At 58.3% G+C, this 19081-nt stretch carries 7 protein-coding genes; 3 read left to right on the top strand and 4 right to left on the bottom strand.

Annotated elements, in window-relative coordinates; translation table 11 throughout:
• Positions 1-15 precede the first annotated feature (15 nt).
• Positions 16-1038, bottom strand: coding sequence for a LacI family DNA-binding transcriptional regulator (locus GOB94_RS06105; protein ID WP_182277965.1), 1023 nt, complete (start codon positions 1036-1038; stop codon positions 16-18).
• Positions 1039-1402: 364 nt separating this feature from the next.
• Here GOB94_RS06105 and GOB94_RS06100 point away from each other — a divergent pair, with 364 nt between their 5' ends.
• From GOB94_RS06100 to GOB94_RS06090, 3 genes are all read left to right on the top strand, one after another.
• The gene (locus tag GOB94_RS06100; RefSeq protein ID WP_255484275.1) at positions 1403-4807 is read left to right on the top strand and encodes a TonB-dependent receptor; all 3405 of its coding nucleotides are present in this window, start codon (positions 1403-1405) and stop codon (positions 4805-4807) included.
• A 219-nt stretch (positions 4808-5026) separates the two neighbouring features.
• Positions 5027-8524, top strand: a complete 3498-nt coding sequence (locus GOB94_RS06095) for a glycoside hydrolase family 38 C-terminal domain-containing protein (RefSeq protein WP_255484274.1) — start codon at positions 5027-5029, stop codon at positions 8522-8524.
• Positions 8525-8578: 54 nt separating this feature from the next.
• Positions 8579-11971, top strand: a complete 3393-nt coding sequence (locus tag GOB94_RS06090; RefSeq protein ID WP_255484273.1) for a GH92 family glycosyl hydrolase — start codon at positions 8579-8581, stop codon at positions 11969-11971.
• 9 nt (positions 11972-11980) lie between these two features.
• Here GOB94_RS06090 and GOB94_RS06080 read toward each other — a convergent pair whose 3' ends face one another.
• The 3 genes from GOB94_RS06080 to GOB94_RS06070 form a co-directional block, all read right to left on the bottom strand.
• Positions 11981-14038, bottom strand: a complete 2058-nt coding sequence (locus GOB94_RS06080; protein ID WP_182277964.1) for an amidohydrolase family protein — start codon at positions 14036-14038, stop codon at positions 11981-11983.
• A gap of 439 nt (positions 14039-14477) precedes the next feature.
• Positions 14478-15548, bottom strand: a complete 1071-nt coding sequence (locus GOB94_RS06075) for an alginate lyase family protein (RefSeq protein WP_182277963.1) — start codon at positions 15546-15548, stop codon at positions 14478-14480.
• A gap of 95 nt (positions 15549-15643) precedes the next feature.
• The gene (locus GOB94_RS06070; RefSeq protein ID WP_255484272.1) at positions 15644-19081 is read right to left on the bottom strand and encodes a TonB-dependent receptor; all 3438 of its coding nucleotides are present in this window, start codon (positions 19079-19081) and stop codon (positions 15644-15646) included.

Genomic DNA, 19081 nt, shown 5'->3' with positions numbered 1-19081 from the left:
GTGCTGGTAGAAAACTTATGCTCGCCGCTTGCAACCGCATGATTCACGTGTGATCAGGGAGACGGGCAAGATGACGCGAACTTTCTCTGTGGGCCCATGGTGATGCACCCTGTCGAGCAACAATCGTGTGGCAGTGCGCCCTAACTCGGCTACCGGCTGGTTGATCGCGGTGATTGCGGGGCGAATGAGCGGGTAGAAAGAAACGTCGTCAAAACCGACCAGCGCCACATCTTTGCCGATTTGAATGCCGAGCGTTTGGAGAACTTCGATCACGGCAATTGTGCAGGCGTTGTTTGTGGCGAACAACGCCTGCGGTGGGTAACGAGAGTCAAAGAGTGATTTCAGCCAAGGCAGGGCGGCTCCCGTATCGGAAAGGATGAGCTTGCGGGGAGTGAGCCGTTCACGGTGCATGTACTCTTCGTACGCCTCGACCCGCAGCCGGATGGAACGAAGATGAAAATCTGTTGCGACACAATAAATTCTTTTGTAGCCATGATGCCTCAGATGCTCGATGGCCAGGTGCGCTCCGGTCCGGTTCTCAACTTCGACGGAATCGGTCGAGGCGATCTCGATGGAGCGGTCGATGGTGACAACGGGGGTGGGACCTTCGGCCAGGGCCTTCAGATGCTTACTGCGACTATTCACAGGCGCGAGAACGATGCCATCGACAGGATGGTTGGTCATCTGCTCAATCTCGGCGGCTTCCGTGACAGGGTCGCAGTCCGATACGGCAAGCCAGACTGTATACCCCGCTGAACTAGCTGCCCGCTGTACAGCGCGACTGACTACGGAGAAAAAGGGGTCAGCAACATTCGGCACGATCAATCCAATGGACTTCGAGAGCTGACCGGTGAGCATTCGGGCAGCCTGATTGGGACGGTAGCCCAGCTTCTGGATCGCCGCTTGTACACGCTTTGCAGTGGCTTCAGAGACATAGGGGTGACCGTTGATGGTACGGGAGACCGTCATTGGCCCGACCCCGGCAGCCCGGGCGACGTCAACGAGTGTTGCTTTTCTTACTGGTGAAGGCTTGCGCATTAGCCTCGCTTGTGTGTCTTTTATGAGAACGCTAACAGAATATTGACATTTCCAGCATCCATTATTGACGACCGTAACATAAATTTCGGTGGAACTGGGATTGACAAGAGATTTTCGGCTCGCGTATAAGCTGTGCCGTTGTGATAGCGCAATCATATTTTGTTCCAAAACTGACACGAAAACCAAATCTGATTTTTGTTTAGGAGAGCCAATGAAAAGTACAGCGTGGATGAACGCCTGTGGCTTGTGGGGTGTTCTCGCAATTCTTCTTCTCGTGTCCTCTGTTGGATACGCACAATCGGATGTAGGCAGTATCAGCGGATTTGTGAGGGACAGCTCCGGAGCTGTCGTTCCGGGTGCCAAGGTGACTGTGAGCAACGAGGGCACCAACGAAGCGCACATGGTGGTGACGGATGCCGATGGCCACTACTTTGCCCCCAATCTGCCGCCTGCCACGTACAGCGTGACGGTCGAAGCCAATGGCTTCAGCAAGTTTGTGAGCGTCCATAACCCTCTCGGCGCAAGCACGGCACTGGCGATCGATGGCACGCTTAAGACGGGCTCGGTCTCCGAGACAATCGAGGTCACGGCAACCGCGATCGTGCTGCAGACAGAATCGGGCGCGCTGCAGAGTGAGATCAGCGGCCAGACGATCAACGATCAGCAGCTCAATGGACGTGACCCGCTGTACATTGGAGCGCTCATTCCCGGTATGCGTGGCAGCGCTACGCTGGGGGACTTCAATTTCGCGATCGGCGGTTCAGTGCCGTTCAACGTGAACGGAGCACGCGTGCAGGACACTCTAGTGACCTTCGACGGCGCGCCCGGTGTGCGTACCCGTGGCTCGAGTCAGGTCATTGGTGTCCCCAACCCGGATGCTATTGAAGAGATGCAGATCCTGACCTCGGATTATCAGGCGGAGTATGGAAGCTCAGCCGGCGGCCAGATGCGCATCGTCTCCAAGAGCGGCACCAAGGACTTTCACGCCTCGGGTTATGAGTATCTGCGTAACTCCGCAATGAACGCGAACACATGGGTGCGTAACCAGAGCCCGACTACACGCTTCGCTTCACCTTTCCGCTATAACAACTTCGGATTTACCTTTGGCGGCCCAGTGTATATCCCAGGCGCGCATTGGACGGACAAGTACCGCAGCAAGATGTTCTTCTTCGTTGCCGAAGATTGGATTCGTTATCGCTATACGGATACGCAGACGCAGTGGGTGCCAAGCAACCTGATGCGCATGGGCAATTTCAGCGAGCTGCTGCAGGCAAACCCTTGGTATCCGACGGGCACCAAGGTTTACGACCCTTCTACCTGCGTTACGCCCGGGGCAACCTGCACGCAGTATGCGAACAACACCATTCCAACCGCAAACCAGAGCCCGAACGGAATGGCGATCATCGACGCGTACCCTGCACCCACTCCGGGATACGTCAGCTCGAACTCCAATTGGATCTCTTCTGCTGCGCACCCGATCAACCAGCGTAAGCAGGTCATCAGCTTCGATCTAGTCTTGACCGATCATCACAAGCTCTCGTTCCGTCGTCAGAACGTAACGTACAACGAGTACCTTCCGTTCGATCAGGGATCGGGACTGACGGGCCGCTACTTCAACCGTCCGAACCAGACGAATGGGCTGACGTGGACATGGCTCGTCAACCAGAGCACGATCAACGAGGCGAGGGCTACGTACAGCCTTGACCAGGTGTACATCCCCGTAAACCCGGCGTTGCCGGGCTTCAACCGGCAGACTCTCGGCATCAACTTTCCGTACATCATTCCAGGACAGAAGGCTGCAGAGAATAAGATACCGACTGTCAGCGGTCTTGGCGCCTTTTATGGCCTAGCCGGTGGCCCTTACCCATCGCACTCGGGCGGCCCGATCTACACAGCCTCAGATAGCTTTACGAAGGTGTGGGGCAACCACACCGTGAAGCTAGGCTTCGAGTTTCAAAATTCTGGCGAGAACGATAACGACCAAATTAATGTATCCACCGTGCCAGGCGGCGCGAACAACCAGAACGGCAACTTTACATTCAGTGATTCCAGATCGACTTATGGTGGGACGACAGGTGTAGCTCTTGCAAACCTGGCATCAGGCCTCTCGGACAGCTATACCGAGATCGGTCCCAAATCCTACACAGTATGGCGTGGTCAGGTGTATGAATGGTTCGCACAGGACTCGTGGAAGGTCAATGCGAAGCTGCATTTTGATTACGGTCTGCGCTATACAGCGCTTACGCCCTACAAGGCTGCATGGGGCAACGCTGCCTTCTTCGATCCGGCTTCTTACACTGCTGCGTCCGCACCGCCGGTAAGCCCAACAAATGGCAACGTGACGCTGGGTGTGGGCAATCCATACGACGGTATGGTGATTCCCGGCCGGTCGAGCTTTCCGGCTTCTGCCGCGCAGCACGGCGTAGTCGGTGCGACATCCTCCACTGCTAATACCGCCTGCGACAATGGGCCGTGTACAAGCCTGTTTGCGCCTCATTTGCATGATGGATATGTGAACACCTCACAGATCTGGCAACCCCGCGTAGGTTTTGCGTACGAGATCGCCAACAAGACGGTAGTGCGCGGCGCGGCTGGAGAGTTCGCTACGCGCATGGGTCTGCTCGACAATATATTCCCTGGCGGCAATCCTCCGTTCCAGCCGTTCATCACCGTGAGCGCGGTTTCCGGCGATGTGACCGACAAGCAGGTTGATAACCCCGGCTACTCCCTGACCAGCACAACCGCGCCAGCGCTGACTGTCACGACGCTGAACAAAAACCTGAAGGCACCTATTCGTTACAACTGGAACATTGCGATTCAACGCGAACTGCCACTACAGTCAATGTTTACGGTGGCGTATGTTGGTGGTCGCGGTCTTTACGACTGGCGTGTCTATGACATTAACCAGGTGCCTGCCGGAACTACGCAGACAAATCCGGGCGTGAACATCAGCGCTCTCCGGCCCTATGCTGGATATGCTGCGATTCAGCAGGAGAGGAGTGACGGACGTTCCCGTTACAACTCTCTCCAGTTACAGTGGCAGCGCACGAATGCCAGGAACGTCAGCTTCGGTGTTTCGTACACTCTCTCTAAAAGCTCGGACGATAGCTCGAACTACCGCGATATCGTTCCCGACACTTACAACACAAGCAACCTATATGGGCCGTCGGAGTTTGACGCACGGCACATACTGGTGGTGAATTACGTTTGGGTGCTCCCCTTCTACCGCGAGCAGACCACGCTGGCGAGCAAGTTGCTCGGCGGTTGGCGCATAGCAGGTGTGGCCCAGTTCCAGACAGGTGCGCCCTGCGGCGTTGGTACGAACAACAATGACTTCGCTGGAGTAGGAGAAGAAGGAAGTTTTGGTTGTGGCTCGGAAGGCCAGTTCTGGGTGATGAGCGAGAAGCCAAAGATCCTACATAACTTTGCTGGATATACTGGCCAAACAGGCAAGTACTTCTCGACGACGAACGCAACCGGACAGCCTATCTTCACTCAACCTGCTGCTGGAACGTTCAACCTTCAGCAGGGTGTAAGGGACTCGATCTACCAGCCGGGCTTCCAGGACTGGAATCTGTCACTCAAGAAGAAGTTTGCGATCACGGAGAAGCTTTCAAGCGAGTTCACCGCGGATGCCTATAACTTCATCAACCATTCCAACTGGGCCGGACCTAATCTGAACCCTTCCTCTGGTCAGTTCGGTGAAGTTACCAGCAAGTCGACCAGCAATCCGCGTACGCTGCAGGTCGGTCTCCACATCGTTTACTAAGCAGGCAAACAGTTGCCCTCGCATGGAGCAACTCCATGCGAGGGCGGCATACTTTCAACGCAGCTATCTGAGTGATCGGCCTAGCGGTACTATCTCTCAAGAATGGAGCCAGGGATGAACAAGGGGCAGCGGGCGGGTAGGGTCGATCAATGTATGAGTCAAGGGTGCACTCTTCGCTGGCTTGTGTTTGCACCTGTTGCACTGCTCTTTGGATCGGGTATGTTTGGGCAGACGATGAAGGCCCCCGACATCACCAAAGACCCGACGCTATATGTTGTTCCTTATGCGCACCTCGATACGCAGTGGCGTTGGGAGATGCCGCAAACCATCAGCGAATATCTGTTAAAGACAATGCGGGTGAATTTTGAGTACATCGATAAGTATCCGCATTATGTCTTCAATTGGACCGGGTCGAATCGCTATCGGTTGATGAAGGAGTATTTTCCGGACGACTATGCGCGGATGAAGCGATATGTGGCTGCCGGTCGCTGGTTTCCCGCTGGGTCTTCGGTTGAAGAAGGAGATGTGAACCTTCCCAGCGCGGAAGGGATATTTCGCCAGGTGCTGTATGGCAATGAGTATTTCCGCAAGGACTTCGGTAAAGCGAGCAACGAGTACATGCTCCCGGACTGCTTCGGTTTTCCGGCGTCCTTGCCGAGCATACTTGCGCATGCCGGGGTGAGGGGTTTCTCGACGCAAAAGCTCAGCGCGGTCTGGCAGCCGGCTCCGATTGTGGGTGGATCAGATTCTCCTGAACAGACGCCGGAGGGAATTCCTTTCAACGTGGGACTGTGGGTAGGACCTGACGGCAAGACAGTGTTGGCTGCACTGAATCCAGGCAGTTATAACGGTAATATCTATAGCGATCTCAGCAAGGAGCCCCCGCCGGAGCACACGGAGCTACTGACTGCTGAAGAGCGCGCCAAGCTCACACCGCTTCAACTTCGTCAGTATGAGCGTCGTCATATTGAGCCGGACTGGGTGAAGCGCATCGATCTCGATGGCAAGGTTACTGGGATCTTTGCGGACTACCACTACGTCGGCACAGGCGATATTGGTGGAGCTACCCAGGAGTCGACGATCCAGATGCTCGAAGCGATGATCGACAAGAACAAGATTGTGCTGCCGACGCCTCCACAGCTCAGCTTCCTGAAAGAGAATGCGTCCTACAATCCGAATCCTGTTCGTGTTGGTGAAGGCCCGGTCCATATCGTCGAGTCCGCAGCCGATCAGATGTTCAACGACATGAGCGTGCTGGATACGAGCCGCATGCCTAAGTACAAAGGCGACCTCGAACTCATCAACCACTCGGCCGGTTCGCTTACGTCGGAGGCCTATCACAAGCGCTGGATCATGCGAAACGAAGCATTGGCTGATGCTGCCGAGAAGGCTTCTGTAGCAGCCGCATGGATGGGAGGACGCCCGTACCCGCAGCAGCGATTGACGGATGCGTGGATGCTGGAGCTCGGTGGACACTTTCACGATACGGGCGCAGGCACTGCCACACCCCGCACGTATCAATTTGCATGGAACGACGATGCGATCGTCGCGAACCAGTTCTCCGATGTAATCACGAGCGCTACTGAGGCGATTGCTTCGGGCCTCGACACGGAAGGCGCAGGCGTGCCGGTAGTGTTGTATAACCCCCTGAATATTAAGCGCGAGGACCTTGTGAAGGCAGCCGTGCGGTTTCCGCAGGGTATGCCTAAGGCTGCTCGCGTGACCAGTCCGGACGGCACCGAATCACCTGCACAGATAGAGGATGGTAAGGTGCTCTTCGTCGCCAACGCGCCTTCGGTTGGGTACGCGGTGTATCACGTCTCACCGGCTGATACTGCGTCCGCAAATCCTACGCTGAAGGTGACTGCGTCATCTTTGGAGAACAAGCGTTATCTTGTGCAGATCAACGAAGGCGGTGATGTCTCCAGCATCTTTGATAAGGAGCTCAACAAGGAACTGCTCTCGTCCCCGATACGGCTTGCGATCACTACGGACAAGCCGAAGCAGTATCCAGCATGGAACATGGACTACGAGCAGGTGGAGGCGAAGCCGCGGGCCTATGTCTCTGGGCCGGCCAAGATCAGCATCAAGGAAAGAGGGCCCGTGCGTGTCTCGATCGAAGTATCGCGACAGACAGAAGGCTCTACGTTTGTGCAGACCATCAGCCTTGCTGCAGGCGATGCGGGCAATCGAGTTGAGATTCATAATGCGATTGATTGGCGGGGTCTGGACTCTAACCTGAAGCTCGCGATTCCGTTTACCGCCACGAATGAGGATGCGACGTATAACCAGGACCTGGGAACAGTCGAGCGGCCCACCGCAACACAGCGCCAATTTGAAGTAGGCTCGCACCGCTGGATCGACCTCACGGACAAGAGTGGAACGTTTGGTGCAACGGTGTTGACGGATTACAAGAACGGATCGGATAAGCCGGATGATCACACGATACGGCTGACGTTGCTTCGTTCTCCGGGGATACAGCCTACCGCCAACAGAGCTCCCGGTGCTTATAGCGATCAGGCGAACCAGGACTGGGGCCATCATGAGATTACGGTGGGCATTGCTGGGCACGCGGGCGATTGGCGACAAGCGCAGACGGATTGGCAGGCCTATCGCCTGAACGATCCGATGATGACCTTTGCGACTACGCGTCATGAGGGCAAGCTGGGAGAATCGTTTTCATTGATGCACATCGATAACTCGCGGATCCGCGTGTTTGCGCTGAAGAAGGCTGAGGATAGCGATGAAGTAGTTTTGCGTATGTCGGAACTGGACGGGAAGCCTGAGCCGAACGTGCATGTCACCTTCCCATCGCCCGTGATATCCGCGCGCGAGGTCAACGCACAGGAGCAACCGCTTGGCGATGCTCAAATCAGCGATGGGGTGCTGGTTACTTCGTTCGGTCCGTATCAGCCTCGCACTTTCACGCTACGCCTTGGCCCCTCGCAGGTACAGGTTGCTCCCATTCGATCGAAGCCATTGCACCTTGCCTATACGCTGGCAGTGGCTACCAACGATGACACGCAGACGAACGGTGCTGGCTTCGACGGCCATGGCGATGCGCTTCCCGCGGAGATGCTACCGACACACATTGACTATAACGGTGCACGCTTCGAATTGGCTCCTGCAGCAACGGGGACGCTCAACGCTATCGCAGCAGATGGACAGACCATTGAGCTTCCGGCAGGGCATTTCAACCGCATCTATATCCTTGCGGCGTCGGCTGGTGGAGATCAGAACGCGGTCTTCCATGTGGGACAAGAGGCGAAGGGCTTCGATGTCGAGGACTGGGGAGGCTTCATCGGTCAGTGGGATACGCGGCTATGGAAGAACGAGCCGAAGATCGATTGGGCCATCTCTGCTCATCATGCAGTCTGGCCGCCGAAAGACATGGAGCTACGTGAGGCACGGCAACCTTCGCCGAGTTACCCCGAGGATTATGTTGGGTTGAAGGATGGCTACATCAAGCCAGCCAGTTTGGCTTGGTTTGCGTCACACCATCACACGGCAAGCGGTCTGAATGAGCCGTATCAGTACTCTTATCTGTTCGCCTATTCGATGGATGTTCTCGCCAATGCACATTCGTTGACGCTGCCGCGCAACGAGAAGATCCGGATTCTCGCAATCTCTGCAGTCGAGGAAAATCCAGAGGTCACACCAGCTTCACCTCTCTTTGATACGCTCACAGCGAGTAAGGCTGAAGCAGCGCACCGGTAACTAATAATCCATGAGTGGATGCGGAGTCCATTCATGCAGGAGAACTCAGGCCCCATGTTTCCCTCTGTTGCGCCCATCACTCGGCGTCTGCTGGTGTCCCTTGTCCTGATTGCAGTGAGTTCGTTGTTGCAGGCCCAAACCTCGGCGCGCACGCCCAGTTATGTTGATAGTGTCTATCCGTTTCTCGGCGTGGACTGGGGCGGTAATACATTCATCGGCGCGGCTATGCCATTCGGAATGGCGAAGGTCGGCCCGGATATGGAGTCGTTTGATGGGCGCCAGTCGGGTTTTGGATACTGGACCGATGGGCGCATTCTGGGCTTCAGCCACACGCATCTGAGTGGCGCGCAGGGCAAGTACGGCAACATTCTCGTGATGCCGGTCACAGGCCCGCTGGCGATCGGCGATATCAACTCGCCGCGTACAGCGGAGGTCAATCATCCCGGATACTATGCGACTCGTCTCACCCGATATCACACGTTCGTTGAACTCACTTCGACGCGGCGTGTGGGGCTGCATCGCTATACCTTCGCCAACGGTGGTGAGTCACATATCACGATCAACATCTCTCATTGCCTTGGTAAAGGACCAGGTTCGGAGTCGCAGCGCTTTCTTGGCGGAGAGCTGCACTTCGTGTCGAACCGAGAGGTTGAGGGAATGGGACGATACTCCGGTGGATGGAACAAGGGCGGAGAGTATGACGTGTATTTTTCGATGCAACTCGATACGCCTGCTGCTGCGACACGTACATGGAGAGGGGATGCGATCACTGCGGCGCAGCAGGCGAGCGTAGAGAGCGATATGCCGTTGGGCGCTACCTTCGATCTACCTACGCATGCGGGTCAGGTAGTGCAGGCCAAGGTAGCGATCTCGTTTGTGAGCATTGCGCAGGCGCACGCGACGCTTCAGCAGGAGGCTCCGGGGTGGCAGTTCGATGCTGTTCGTAAAGCGTCATCGAGCGCCTGGAACCAGGCGTTGTCTAAGATCCAGATTCATGGGGAGAACGACTCGAAGCGAGTCCAGTTTTATACGGCGATGTATCACACGATGCTGATGCCTACGGACCGGACGGGCGAAAACCCAAAGTGGACATCGAGCGAGCCTTATTACGACGACTACTACGCGACATGGGACACGTATCGAAGTTCCGGGCCATTGTTGACGTTGATTGCGCCGGACCGGCAGCGAGACCTAATTCGCTCGCTGATCGATATCTACCGACATACTGGGTACATGCCGGACGCTCGCAGTGGCAATGACAACGGTCGCACGCAAGGCGGGAGCAATGCGAATGTCGTTGTTGCCGATGCGTGGGTGAAGCATTTGACGGGGATTGATTACGACACTGCCTTTGCGGCGATGCTGAAGGACGCGAGCGTGCCGCCTGCCAATGCTCAGAAGGAAGGCCGTGGCGGGATTCTCGATTACAACAGCAAGGGTTACATTACGCTCGCCGATGAGAGGTCGGGGTCTCGTACGGTGGAGTATGCGTATGACGACTTTGCGATTGCCGAGGTCGCGTGCGGACTGAATCATCCCAAGGAGGCCGCGACCTTTGCGCGCCGTGCCAACAACTGGCAGAACCTGTGGGACAAGAACCTCAGCGATGAAGGGTTCAAGGGGTTTCTGCGTCCGCGCAACACGGATGGTACCTGGGCTGCGCCGGACCTGCAGGTGCGTGGAACCTGGCCGGACTTCTTCTATGAAGGTGATCTTTGGACTTACTCGTTCTATGCGCCGCAAGATGTACGGCGATTGATTCAGATGGCGGGTGGCGGCAAGACCTTCGTTCAGCGACTGGACAACATCTTCTATCGCCAACATTTTGATGTTACGAACGAGCCGGGATTTTTGATGCCTGTGCTTTATAACTGGGCTGGGCGGCCTGACCATACTGCGGATGTTGTGAGCCAACTGCTGGAGAAGGCTTTTACGGACCAGCGCAGTGGCATCCCAGGCAATGACGATTCGGGTGCGATGTCCAGCTGGTTCATCTTCAACTCGCTGGGCTTTTATCCCAATGCTGGGCAGGACATCTATCTCATCGGTACGCCTTCGTTTCCTGAGGCGGATGTTCTGCTGTCTCCTGGCAAGACGCTGCATATTGTGGCGAAGAACCTCGATGCTGAACATCTGAATCACTACATTCAGTCAGCATCGATCAATGGTGAACCGCTTAATCAATCGTGGTTTCGTCATAGCCAGATTGCCAACGGTGGCACGCTGGTGTTGACGATGGGGCCCGCGCCTTCTGCGTGGGGGACGACGAACCTGCCGCCTTCGCTCTCGGATGATGTTTCTCCGTTATGTGCTGCTGCAGAGCATGGGCAGCCGTTCCAGTCCAATGCTCCGGAGAGCACGTCCATTGTCGCTATGCTGCCCCATGGTACGGTGCAGATGAACCAGATCCAGGTGATCGGGACACATAACAGTTATCACGCGGGCATTGCTCCGAGCGAAAGCAAGATCTGGAAGGAGAAGCATCCGAAGGAGTATGAGGGGCTCGACTATAGCCATCCGTCGCTGACGAAGCAGCTGGACAGCGGTGTGCGTCAGGTTGAGCTCGATATCTTTGCCGACACAAAGGGTGGGCGTTATGCGCAGCCAGCAGGGCCAGAGATGGTGGCTGCTGCTGGGCTGCCCGTGGATGCTCCGTTCGATCCGGATGGTGTGATGCTGAAACCGGGATTCAAGGTGATGCATGTACAGGATGTTGACTATCGGAGCAACTGTCAGCCGTTCATTGCGTGTCTCTCGGAGATTCGTGTGTGGTCCCGCGCGCATCCGCGGCATGTTCCTATCTTCATCCTGGTAGAGACGAAGCAGGGCATTCCGAAAGGCGTGAAGCTAACGGAGCCGGAACCCTTTACTGCAGCGACGTTCGACGCTCTCGATGCTGAGATACGGTCTGTGTTTCCGGCGGATGAGATGGTTACGCCGGATGATGTTCGAGGTTCGTGCAGCTCTCTTGAAGATGCGGTGCTTGCTGGTCGTTGGCCGTCGCTCGACAGTGCGCGAGGGAAGGTTGTGTTCCTTATGGACCAGCATGATGTTGGGCCGATCTATCTCGAAGGGCATCCTTCGTTGCGAGGGCGCGTGCTGTTTACTAACTCTGATCCGGGCCATGAAGACGCGGCTTTTATTGAGCGCAACGATGGGCCGCCGGGGGAGATTGCGGAGTTGGTTCGCGAGGGTTATCTCGTTCGTACGCGGACGGACGCCGATACCAAGGAGGCGCGTGCGTATGACACGTCGCGGCGTGATGCCATGATCGCGAGTGGAGCGCAGATCCTCAGCACGGATTATCCTGCGTCGGAGCCGGCGCGATGGGAGGGGCACTACTCCGTTGCGCTGCCGGGTGGTGTGACGGTGGCGCGGTGCGATCCGGACAATGCGCCTGCGGCTTGCAGTGAACGTGCGGTCAATTCGGAGTCGACGCAGAAGTAGCGTGTCTACCTAGCGGTGAAAGCCTACGGCGCGGCCGAGGGCCTTGCTGTCGTACATGCGACCGTCGGTGACAACGCTGATGACGTTGCGCAGGTTGCTGATGTTGGTGAGCGGGTCGCCCTGCACGAGGACGAGGTCGGCGCGTTTGCCGGGTTCGATGGTGCCGGAGTCGGCGTCGTGGTGCATGACGCGGGCGGGGACGATGGTGGCGGACTGGATGGCCTGGAGCGGTGTCAGGCCGGCCTGCACGTAGAGCTCGAGCTCGCGGTCGAGGCCGTAGCCGATCAGGTTGGTGTCGCTGCCGGCGACGATGGGGACGCCGGCTTTGTAGAGGGCGTCGATGACCTTGAGGTTGGCTGACATGCGGGCGTGGAACTTTGCTTCGTCAGCGGTTGCGTCTTTGGTGGGGGCGCCGATGTTGTCATAGCGCCAGGCGAGTGGGAACGGCGCGGCGTTGACGCCGGGCTCGAAGGTGGCGGTGGGGATGCTGCGCGGATGGCCGGCCATCTCGCCCCAACCGCTGGTGGGGTCGACGACGATGTGCTTTGCGGCGAGCAGAGCGATGAGGCTCTTTGCGCGGTCGGAGTCGAGGTCGGCGAGGGTGAAGCGGTTCTGAGACGTTGGTTGGCCGCTGACAGCATTGTCTTCAGGCACCATGGAGCGCGTGACGAACTGCAGGTGATTGATCTGGTCCATGCCATCAGCGACGCCTTCGAAGGTGTTGACGGCGGCGGGGACGTGGCCGGTGACGGTGAGGCCGCGCTTGTGGGCTTCTTCGGTGATGGCGCGGAGGACGTCGGGCTGAATTTGTGTGTAGACCTTGATCTGGTCGAAGTGGGCGTCGGCGTAGAGGTCGACGGCACCCATGCCTTCGCCCGGTGTAGCGGCGGTGAAGAGGCCGAAGGCGTCGGGACTGGTGCCGTCGATGAGGCCGGCGAGGAGGAGGCGCGGGCCGAGCTGGTGCTCCTGGTCGATTGCGTGGCGGACGGCGATGAGGAAGTGGAACTCGCCGCCGCAGTCGCGCGCGGTGGTGACCCCGGAGGAGAGGAGCGCGGGGCCGAACTCAACGCCGGAGTAGTGGGAGTGCATCTCCCACAGACCGGGGAGGATGGACTGACCTGAGGCGCGGATGATGCGCATGCCGGGTGGGACGCGTACGGAGGTTGCGGGGCCGGCGGCGGCGATGCGGTTGTTGCGGATGATAACGACGGAGTTGTCGACCGGTGGCTTGCCGGTGGCGTCGATGAGGCGTGCACCGACGATGGCGAAGGTACCGGAGGCGAGCGGGCGCACGGAGCGGGTGAGCGCGGCGAGATCGAGCATCTCCTGGCTGACGCCGCTCTGGAAGAGAGGATCGAAGGCGGACTTGTACTCGTCGAGGACCTCTTCCTGAGGCAGGCCGCCGGCGAAGGTCATGATGGCGGCGATGCGCTCGGAGTCGTTCATCCAAAGGACCTCGCGGCCAAAGATGAGGTTGGAGACGGTGTAGCGGGTGAGGCGGACGATCTGGCCTTTGACGGTGAAGACATCGTGGCCGACGGGCCGGATCTCGACGGGGAGCGCTTTGGCGGAGGCACGCAGCAGGGGCAGTTGCAGTGGGTGGCGATGGTGCAGCCAGTAGCGCATCATCAGCATCTGCGCGGCTGCAGGCATGTTGGCAAAGCCGGTGAAGGCGATGGCCGGCTTGAGGAAGGTGCGTGAGGTTTCGGCCTCGCGGACAGTGACCTTGTTGCCGGTGATCTCGGTGAGTGAGGAGTTGTCGATGGCTGCTGCTGTTGCGGCTGCCGGAGTGCCGACGTGCTGCTCGAGGCGCGTGGGTGTGAGGCTGGGCAGGTAGTCGAGTGTAGTGGTGACCGTGTGCTTCATGCCGCGGTCGGAGGTCTTTGTCGTGATTCTGAGCTCGCGGTGCGTGCCGAAGTCGGTGATGTTGTACTCTTCGGTGCCGATGGTGCGCTGGATGAGGTGCACACCGTATACCCCGTGCTCGACGATGAGAGGCGCCTGCTGTGCGTGGAGCGTGAGGCTGAGACAGAGGGCTCCGAGGAGAGCGGGGAGGGACCGGTGCATGGGCGCGGGAGCCTTTCAGGGGGAAGCGGTGTGAGAGTACAACCCGATGCTACCTGAGCACGATGTTTTGCTCTGCTGGCGATACCCCCCTCCCCTCCCTATGTAGCGGAGGTATCCAGTAGAATCAGCGACTTACGGGGTGATACCGGGGGTAAGTGGCTGATTCTGTATATCGTTACGGGTATGATCTGGGAAATAAAGGGGATAGTGGAGAGGGGGTAATGGATAGAGCGAGCTGGAACCTGTTTCGCGGCTTTCAGTTGCCAGTGAGCCAGTTGCCTAGTGAGCCAGTTTTCCTCTACTTCCAGTATAGAAGGTGGGGATTGGGAAAGTGTTTTTGGTTCTGGGGTGTAAGTGGATTGGATTGTGCGGATTGCGAGTGAGTTAGAGGTTGCGGGGCTTGACAGGGTTTATGTTGTCGAGCCCCGCGGATGGGGTACTACTGAGGGGGAAGGCCACCCAGGTAGTAGACACTGAGGCTGGGAGCCTTGTGGATGAGCTGTTCGAGGGACGGGTTGGGGAAGCGGCGGACGTAGGGTGGCGCCCAGCCGATCTGGTCTCCGGTGACGACCCGTGGGACCTCCTGCTTGATGCCGGTGGCTTTGACGAAGAGCTTCGGGTCCTTGAGGCCGGTGATGGAGACGTCGACGAGGCGGTGGATGGCGCCGTTGGCGTGGGCGTAAAGGTCGAGACCGTTGGCTTCGCCGAACTCTGCGATGAGGACGAGTGGGGCGAGGGCGTAGAGGTGATAGTGGAGCGCGCGCTGGCCACGCTCCATCTCGAGGGGCAGTGTGCCGTCGGGACGGATCTGGTTGACGCCGTTGTCGTAGGCGGCCATGGCCCAGTCGAAGTCTTTGCGGTTGTTGGCGGCAACGCCGATGGCGGCGATCTCTACGCCTGCCCAGTAGAGGTGGTTGTTCTGCGCGTCACCCTTGCCGGGCTTCTTGCGGTCGTCGTAGTAGCGAATGGTCTGCGCGCCGACGCTGACGAGCCAGTCGCCGACGAGTTGGTTTTGCTCTGGTGTGATGTGCGCGTCGTCGTGGACCTTGAGGTAAGCGATGGCGACGGCGCCTGCGACCCATCCCTGCACGTAGTAGGCCTGGCTGGAGGACATCTTTCCAGCGAGGGAGTTGTCGTGCGCGAGGGTGAGGATGCGCGCCACGGTGCAGTGGAGTGCCTGCTGCGAGCCGGTGGTGCGGTAGTCGTCGGCTGAAGAGACGATGGCCTGACCGACGGCTTTTACGGGGTCGGCGGAGGCGCGGTAGGCAGCTTCGCGGACGGGGTCGATGATGGAGTGCGTGGGATCGTCGAGGCGATAGAAGCCGTCGGTGGTGAGGTCAGGCGTGACATGCGTGAGCGGGGCGCAGGTGTAGGGCGCGCTGGTGGCTGTGACGGGGTGGCCGCTCCAGGGCGAGCGTAGTGGATTGGGCATTGCAGCGGAGGCGGCGGGTACGAGGTTAAACAGAGCGACGCTGAGGGAGAGTGCGAGAGAGGCGTAGAGACGGGCCATAGGATGCGGGTTCCTTGTGTGGGCTTTCAGCTAGAGACGAAATGGCCGCCTTCGCAGGCGGCCATCCGGTTGAATGGGGTTGTATTCGTCTTCGGTTAGAAGAAGAAACGGCTGGAAATCTGCATCGTGCGGTTGGGTTGCGTACCGGTGATCTTGCCGAAGGAAGAGTTTCCTGCGAAAGAAGCCACGGTCGGCGTAAGAGTGGTTTCTGTGATGGAGCTCAGAGAAACGTTTGGCGCTGAGAAGTTGGTGTGGTTGATGACGTTGAAGGCATCGACGCGGAGTTGGAACGTCAGTCGCTTGTAGATCTTGAAATCCTTTGCGACCGAAGCATCGAAGTCTGCTTCGCCGGGAGCACGGTTTGAATCACGAGAGACGTTGCCGAAGCCCGTTGCTACAATTTGCGTTCGAACTCCGTTGATGGTGTTATAGACCGGTCCCGAAGCCGTAAGTGGAAAGTTGGGGTCAGTTTGCGGAGAATCGAAGTACTGATACGAGGGCTGACCAGGGATCTGGAAAGGGTGTGCCAGTTTGATGAGCTGCGGATTGCCGTTGGGACGCTGAGATGATCCGGGGATTTCATTGGCCTGCGTGATATTCACGGGAAGTCCCGAGTGGGCGACGAAGACTGGCGAGATGTGCCAGCCACGCAGCCACCATGGTCCACCTGTCGTGTAGATAACGGCGAGGTTGAGTACCTTATTCACATCGATATTGCTGGGCGCGAGGTCCCTGATGAAGAAGGGGCTGTCTACAGCGTATTGCGAGTTCGCCGTGCCATTGGGCGCGGAGAAGTTGTAGATGGTGCTGCCGTCATCCATGCTTTTGGAGTAGGTGAAGTTGGAGAGGATGGCAAGGCGGCGGTCAAACTGGCGCTTTACCGTGACCTGCAGGCTATTGTAGTTGGAGCCGCCGCTATTGTTGTTTACCTGGAATCCCTTGAGATTGGGGAAGGGCAGGGAGTTTTGCGTAGCGAGGCTGCTGTTGGCCAATGTGACTGCTGGCACCTGCGTGAACGGCACCTGGTTCTCGTTGAGCGCGTAGGACAGGTGCAGCGCGTGGTTGCCGACGTAGTTCACCTCCAGGGTGAGCGCGAGAGGCAACTGGCGCTGAATGCCGAGGTTGTATTGCTCGACTATCGGCATATGGCTCTGGTTGTTGAATGAGATGGCGATGGAAGCAGGATTCGTAGGCGTATTGGTGGCCAGAATCGCGGCTGGGTTGCTCAGATTCGGAGCAGCACCGAGCGGGAGACCTTGAGAGAGTGTGAAAGGCTGAGCAATCGCGGTGCCCAGGTTATTGTAGCTGACGGTGTTGTCGTATCCCGGATAGGCGAGCTGACCACCAAGGTTCTGGAAGATGGTGCCGTAGAAGGTACCGTATGCGCCTCGGATGACGGTCTTGTTGTCCACGCTGTAGGCGAAGCCGACGCGCGGTGAGATGTCGGCCTTGGGTGTGGAGATGTTCAACGAGTTGGACACGCCGTTGATGCCAGCGGCGAGCAACTGGCCGGTGAGTGGGTTGATGCGGCTGTAGATGTTTGTTGCGATGGTGAGCGGGGACTCGTACTCGTAGCGGACGCCGGCGTTCAGAGTGAACTTCGACGTGACGCGCCAGTCGTCCTGAAAGAAGACGCCCCAGTTGTAGTTGCGACGACCCGTTTCGGGCTGCGGCTGTTCATAGGAAGCTGTCTTGATGGTGCCGAGCAGGAAGTCGGCGAGGCCAGTGTTGGCGTTGCCTGCGGCGCCGTGGTTGGTGATCTCACCGTTGAACTGGATGAGGCCTTCCGGGCTGGTTGCAGGGTTATAGGAGTTGAACTCGTTCTTACGGATGGAGCCGCCGAACTTGAAGGTGTGCGGCCCGTAGACCTTGGTGATGGTGCCGAACGGCGTGTAGGTGTTGGTGATGTTGACCTGGTCGGTGTTGGTGTCCGCACCGAGGTTGCTCATGCCCGGATTGGTGATTTCGGGAAATTGATTGAGCGGCAGCGAGGCAATGCCGGTGGTCTGTGAGACGTTGCCGACCTGGCCTGGAGGGTTGCGGAAGACAGCGTTGCGGAAGAAGCCCATGTTCAGGTCCATGACCAGTGTTGGGGTCCAGGTGCGGGTGTAATCGACCGAACCGAGCCAGGCGTTGTTGCAGGTGCAGTCCCAAGTGGTATCGAGGAGGGGACTGTTGTAGTAAATCGGGTTCGGGGTGGAGGTGGTGAAGCGGAAGACGTTGAAGCTGAGGCGGTCCTTCGTTGTGACGTCTTCGTCGACACGTGCGACAAACTTAACGACATGGCCCGTGAGGTTCTGAAGCGAGGACCAGTTGCTGGTATAGCGGTTATTGACCGAGTCGTAGTTGCCGATAGTGTTAGGGAGCGGCACCAGGGCAAGGATCTTGACCGCTGCGGGATCAAGGGGAGCCGAGATGATGCCTGTACCGTTGGTGTTGGTCGCAGTCGCGCCAAACGCAGTTGTAGATTCCCCCCCCGGCATGTAGATGGGTTGAACGGCACGTGGCTTGCCGTTCGCATCTGTTGTAGCCAAGGCGTTAGAGAGATCACCCGTGCGCTGCGCTGCGGTCGGGACGGTCTCGGTTGCGAGCGTGGAGCTCGGTGTGATGGTGCGGTCATAGTTGACGAAGAAGAATGTCTTGTCGTGGCCGTTGTAGAGATGTGGAATTCTTACCGGGCCGCCGAAGGAACCGCCTTCCTGGAAGAAACGGTCACGATTGCGTGGCGTAACTGCACCGGTGGTCGTGTTGATCGTGTCCTTATGGAAGTACTGGTTGGCGTCGAACGCTTCGTTGCGCAACAGGAAGTACAGGTTGCCGTGGTAGGTGTTGGTGCCGGAGATGGTGTTGACCGAGATGACGGCGCCAGAGGTGCGGCCGTACTCGGCGGGGGCATTGGTGGTGAGGACGCGGAAGGAGTCGACGCCATCTGGCGACGGCAGTGTGCCCGGGGTGCCCGTGGAGGCCACGATGGTGGAGACGCCGTTGAGAAGGACTTCCGTGTTTAGCGTGCGGCTGCCGTTGATGGAGAGCTGCGAGGTCGAGGGCTGATCGCCCGCGCCACCGTGGGTTACGCCGGGGATGAAGGTCAGCAGGTTCTCGGTGGCACGCTGCTGGAGCGGGAGGTTCTGAACGTCGCTGGGGGCGATGAGGGTGGAGACGTCGGAGGTGGTGCTGTCGAGCTGTTCGCCGCGGGACTCGACGGTGACGACCTCGGTGGTGTCGCCGAGCTGCATGTTGACGTTGATGGAGGCGACCTGCGCGACCGTCGCGACGAGGTTGTCGACGACCGACTGCTTGAGGCCGGTGGCGGAGACGGTGACCTTGTAGGTGCCGGGGATGACCTGTGGCGCGACGAAGGTGCCGGCGGAGTCGGTCTTGCCATTGAAGACGGTTACGCCCGTCTCCTTGTTGACGATGAGGACCGTTGCGTCGGGGACGAGGGCTCCGGTGGGGTCGAGCACCTGGCCGCGGATGGTGGCGTTTGTGTTCTGCGCGTGCAGGGCTGAGGGCGCCAGAACGAGGCAGGGCAC

This window comes from Granulicella sp. 5B5, from assembly GCF_014083945.1.
In the GTDB taxonomy this organism is placed as follows: Bacteria; Acidobacteriota; Terriglobia; order Terriglobales; family Acidobacteriaceae; genus Granulicella.
The sequence above is the reverse complement of the archived record's forward strand: the minus strand, read 5'-3'. Positions and strand labels throughout refer to the sequence as shown.

Coding starts and splice junctions, on each gene's coding strand:
- GOB94_RS06105 (WP_182277965.1), bottom strand. CDS start 1,038: ATGCGCAAGCCTTCACCAGTAAGAAAAGCAACACTCGTTGACGTCGCC.
- GOB94_RS06095 (WP_255484274.1), top strand. CDS start 5,027: ATGTTTGGGCAGACGATGAAGGCCCCCGACATCACCAAAGACCCGACG.
- GOB94_RS06090 (WP_255484273.1), top strand. CDS start 8,579: ATGTTTCCCTCTGTTGCGCCCATCACTCGGCGTCTGCTGGTGTCCCTT.
- GOB94_RS06080 (WP_182277964.1), bottom strand. CDS start 14,038: ATGCACCGGTCCCTCCCCGCTCTCCTCGGAGCCCTCTGTCTCAGCCTC.
- GOB94_RS06075 (WP_182277963.1), bottom strand. CDS start 15,548: ATGGCCCGTCTCTACGCCTCTCTCGCACTCTCCCTCAGCGTCGCTCTG.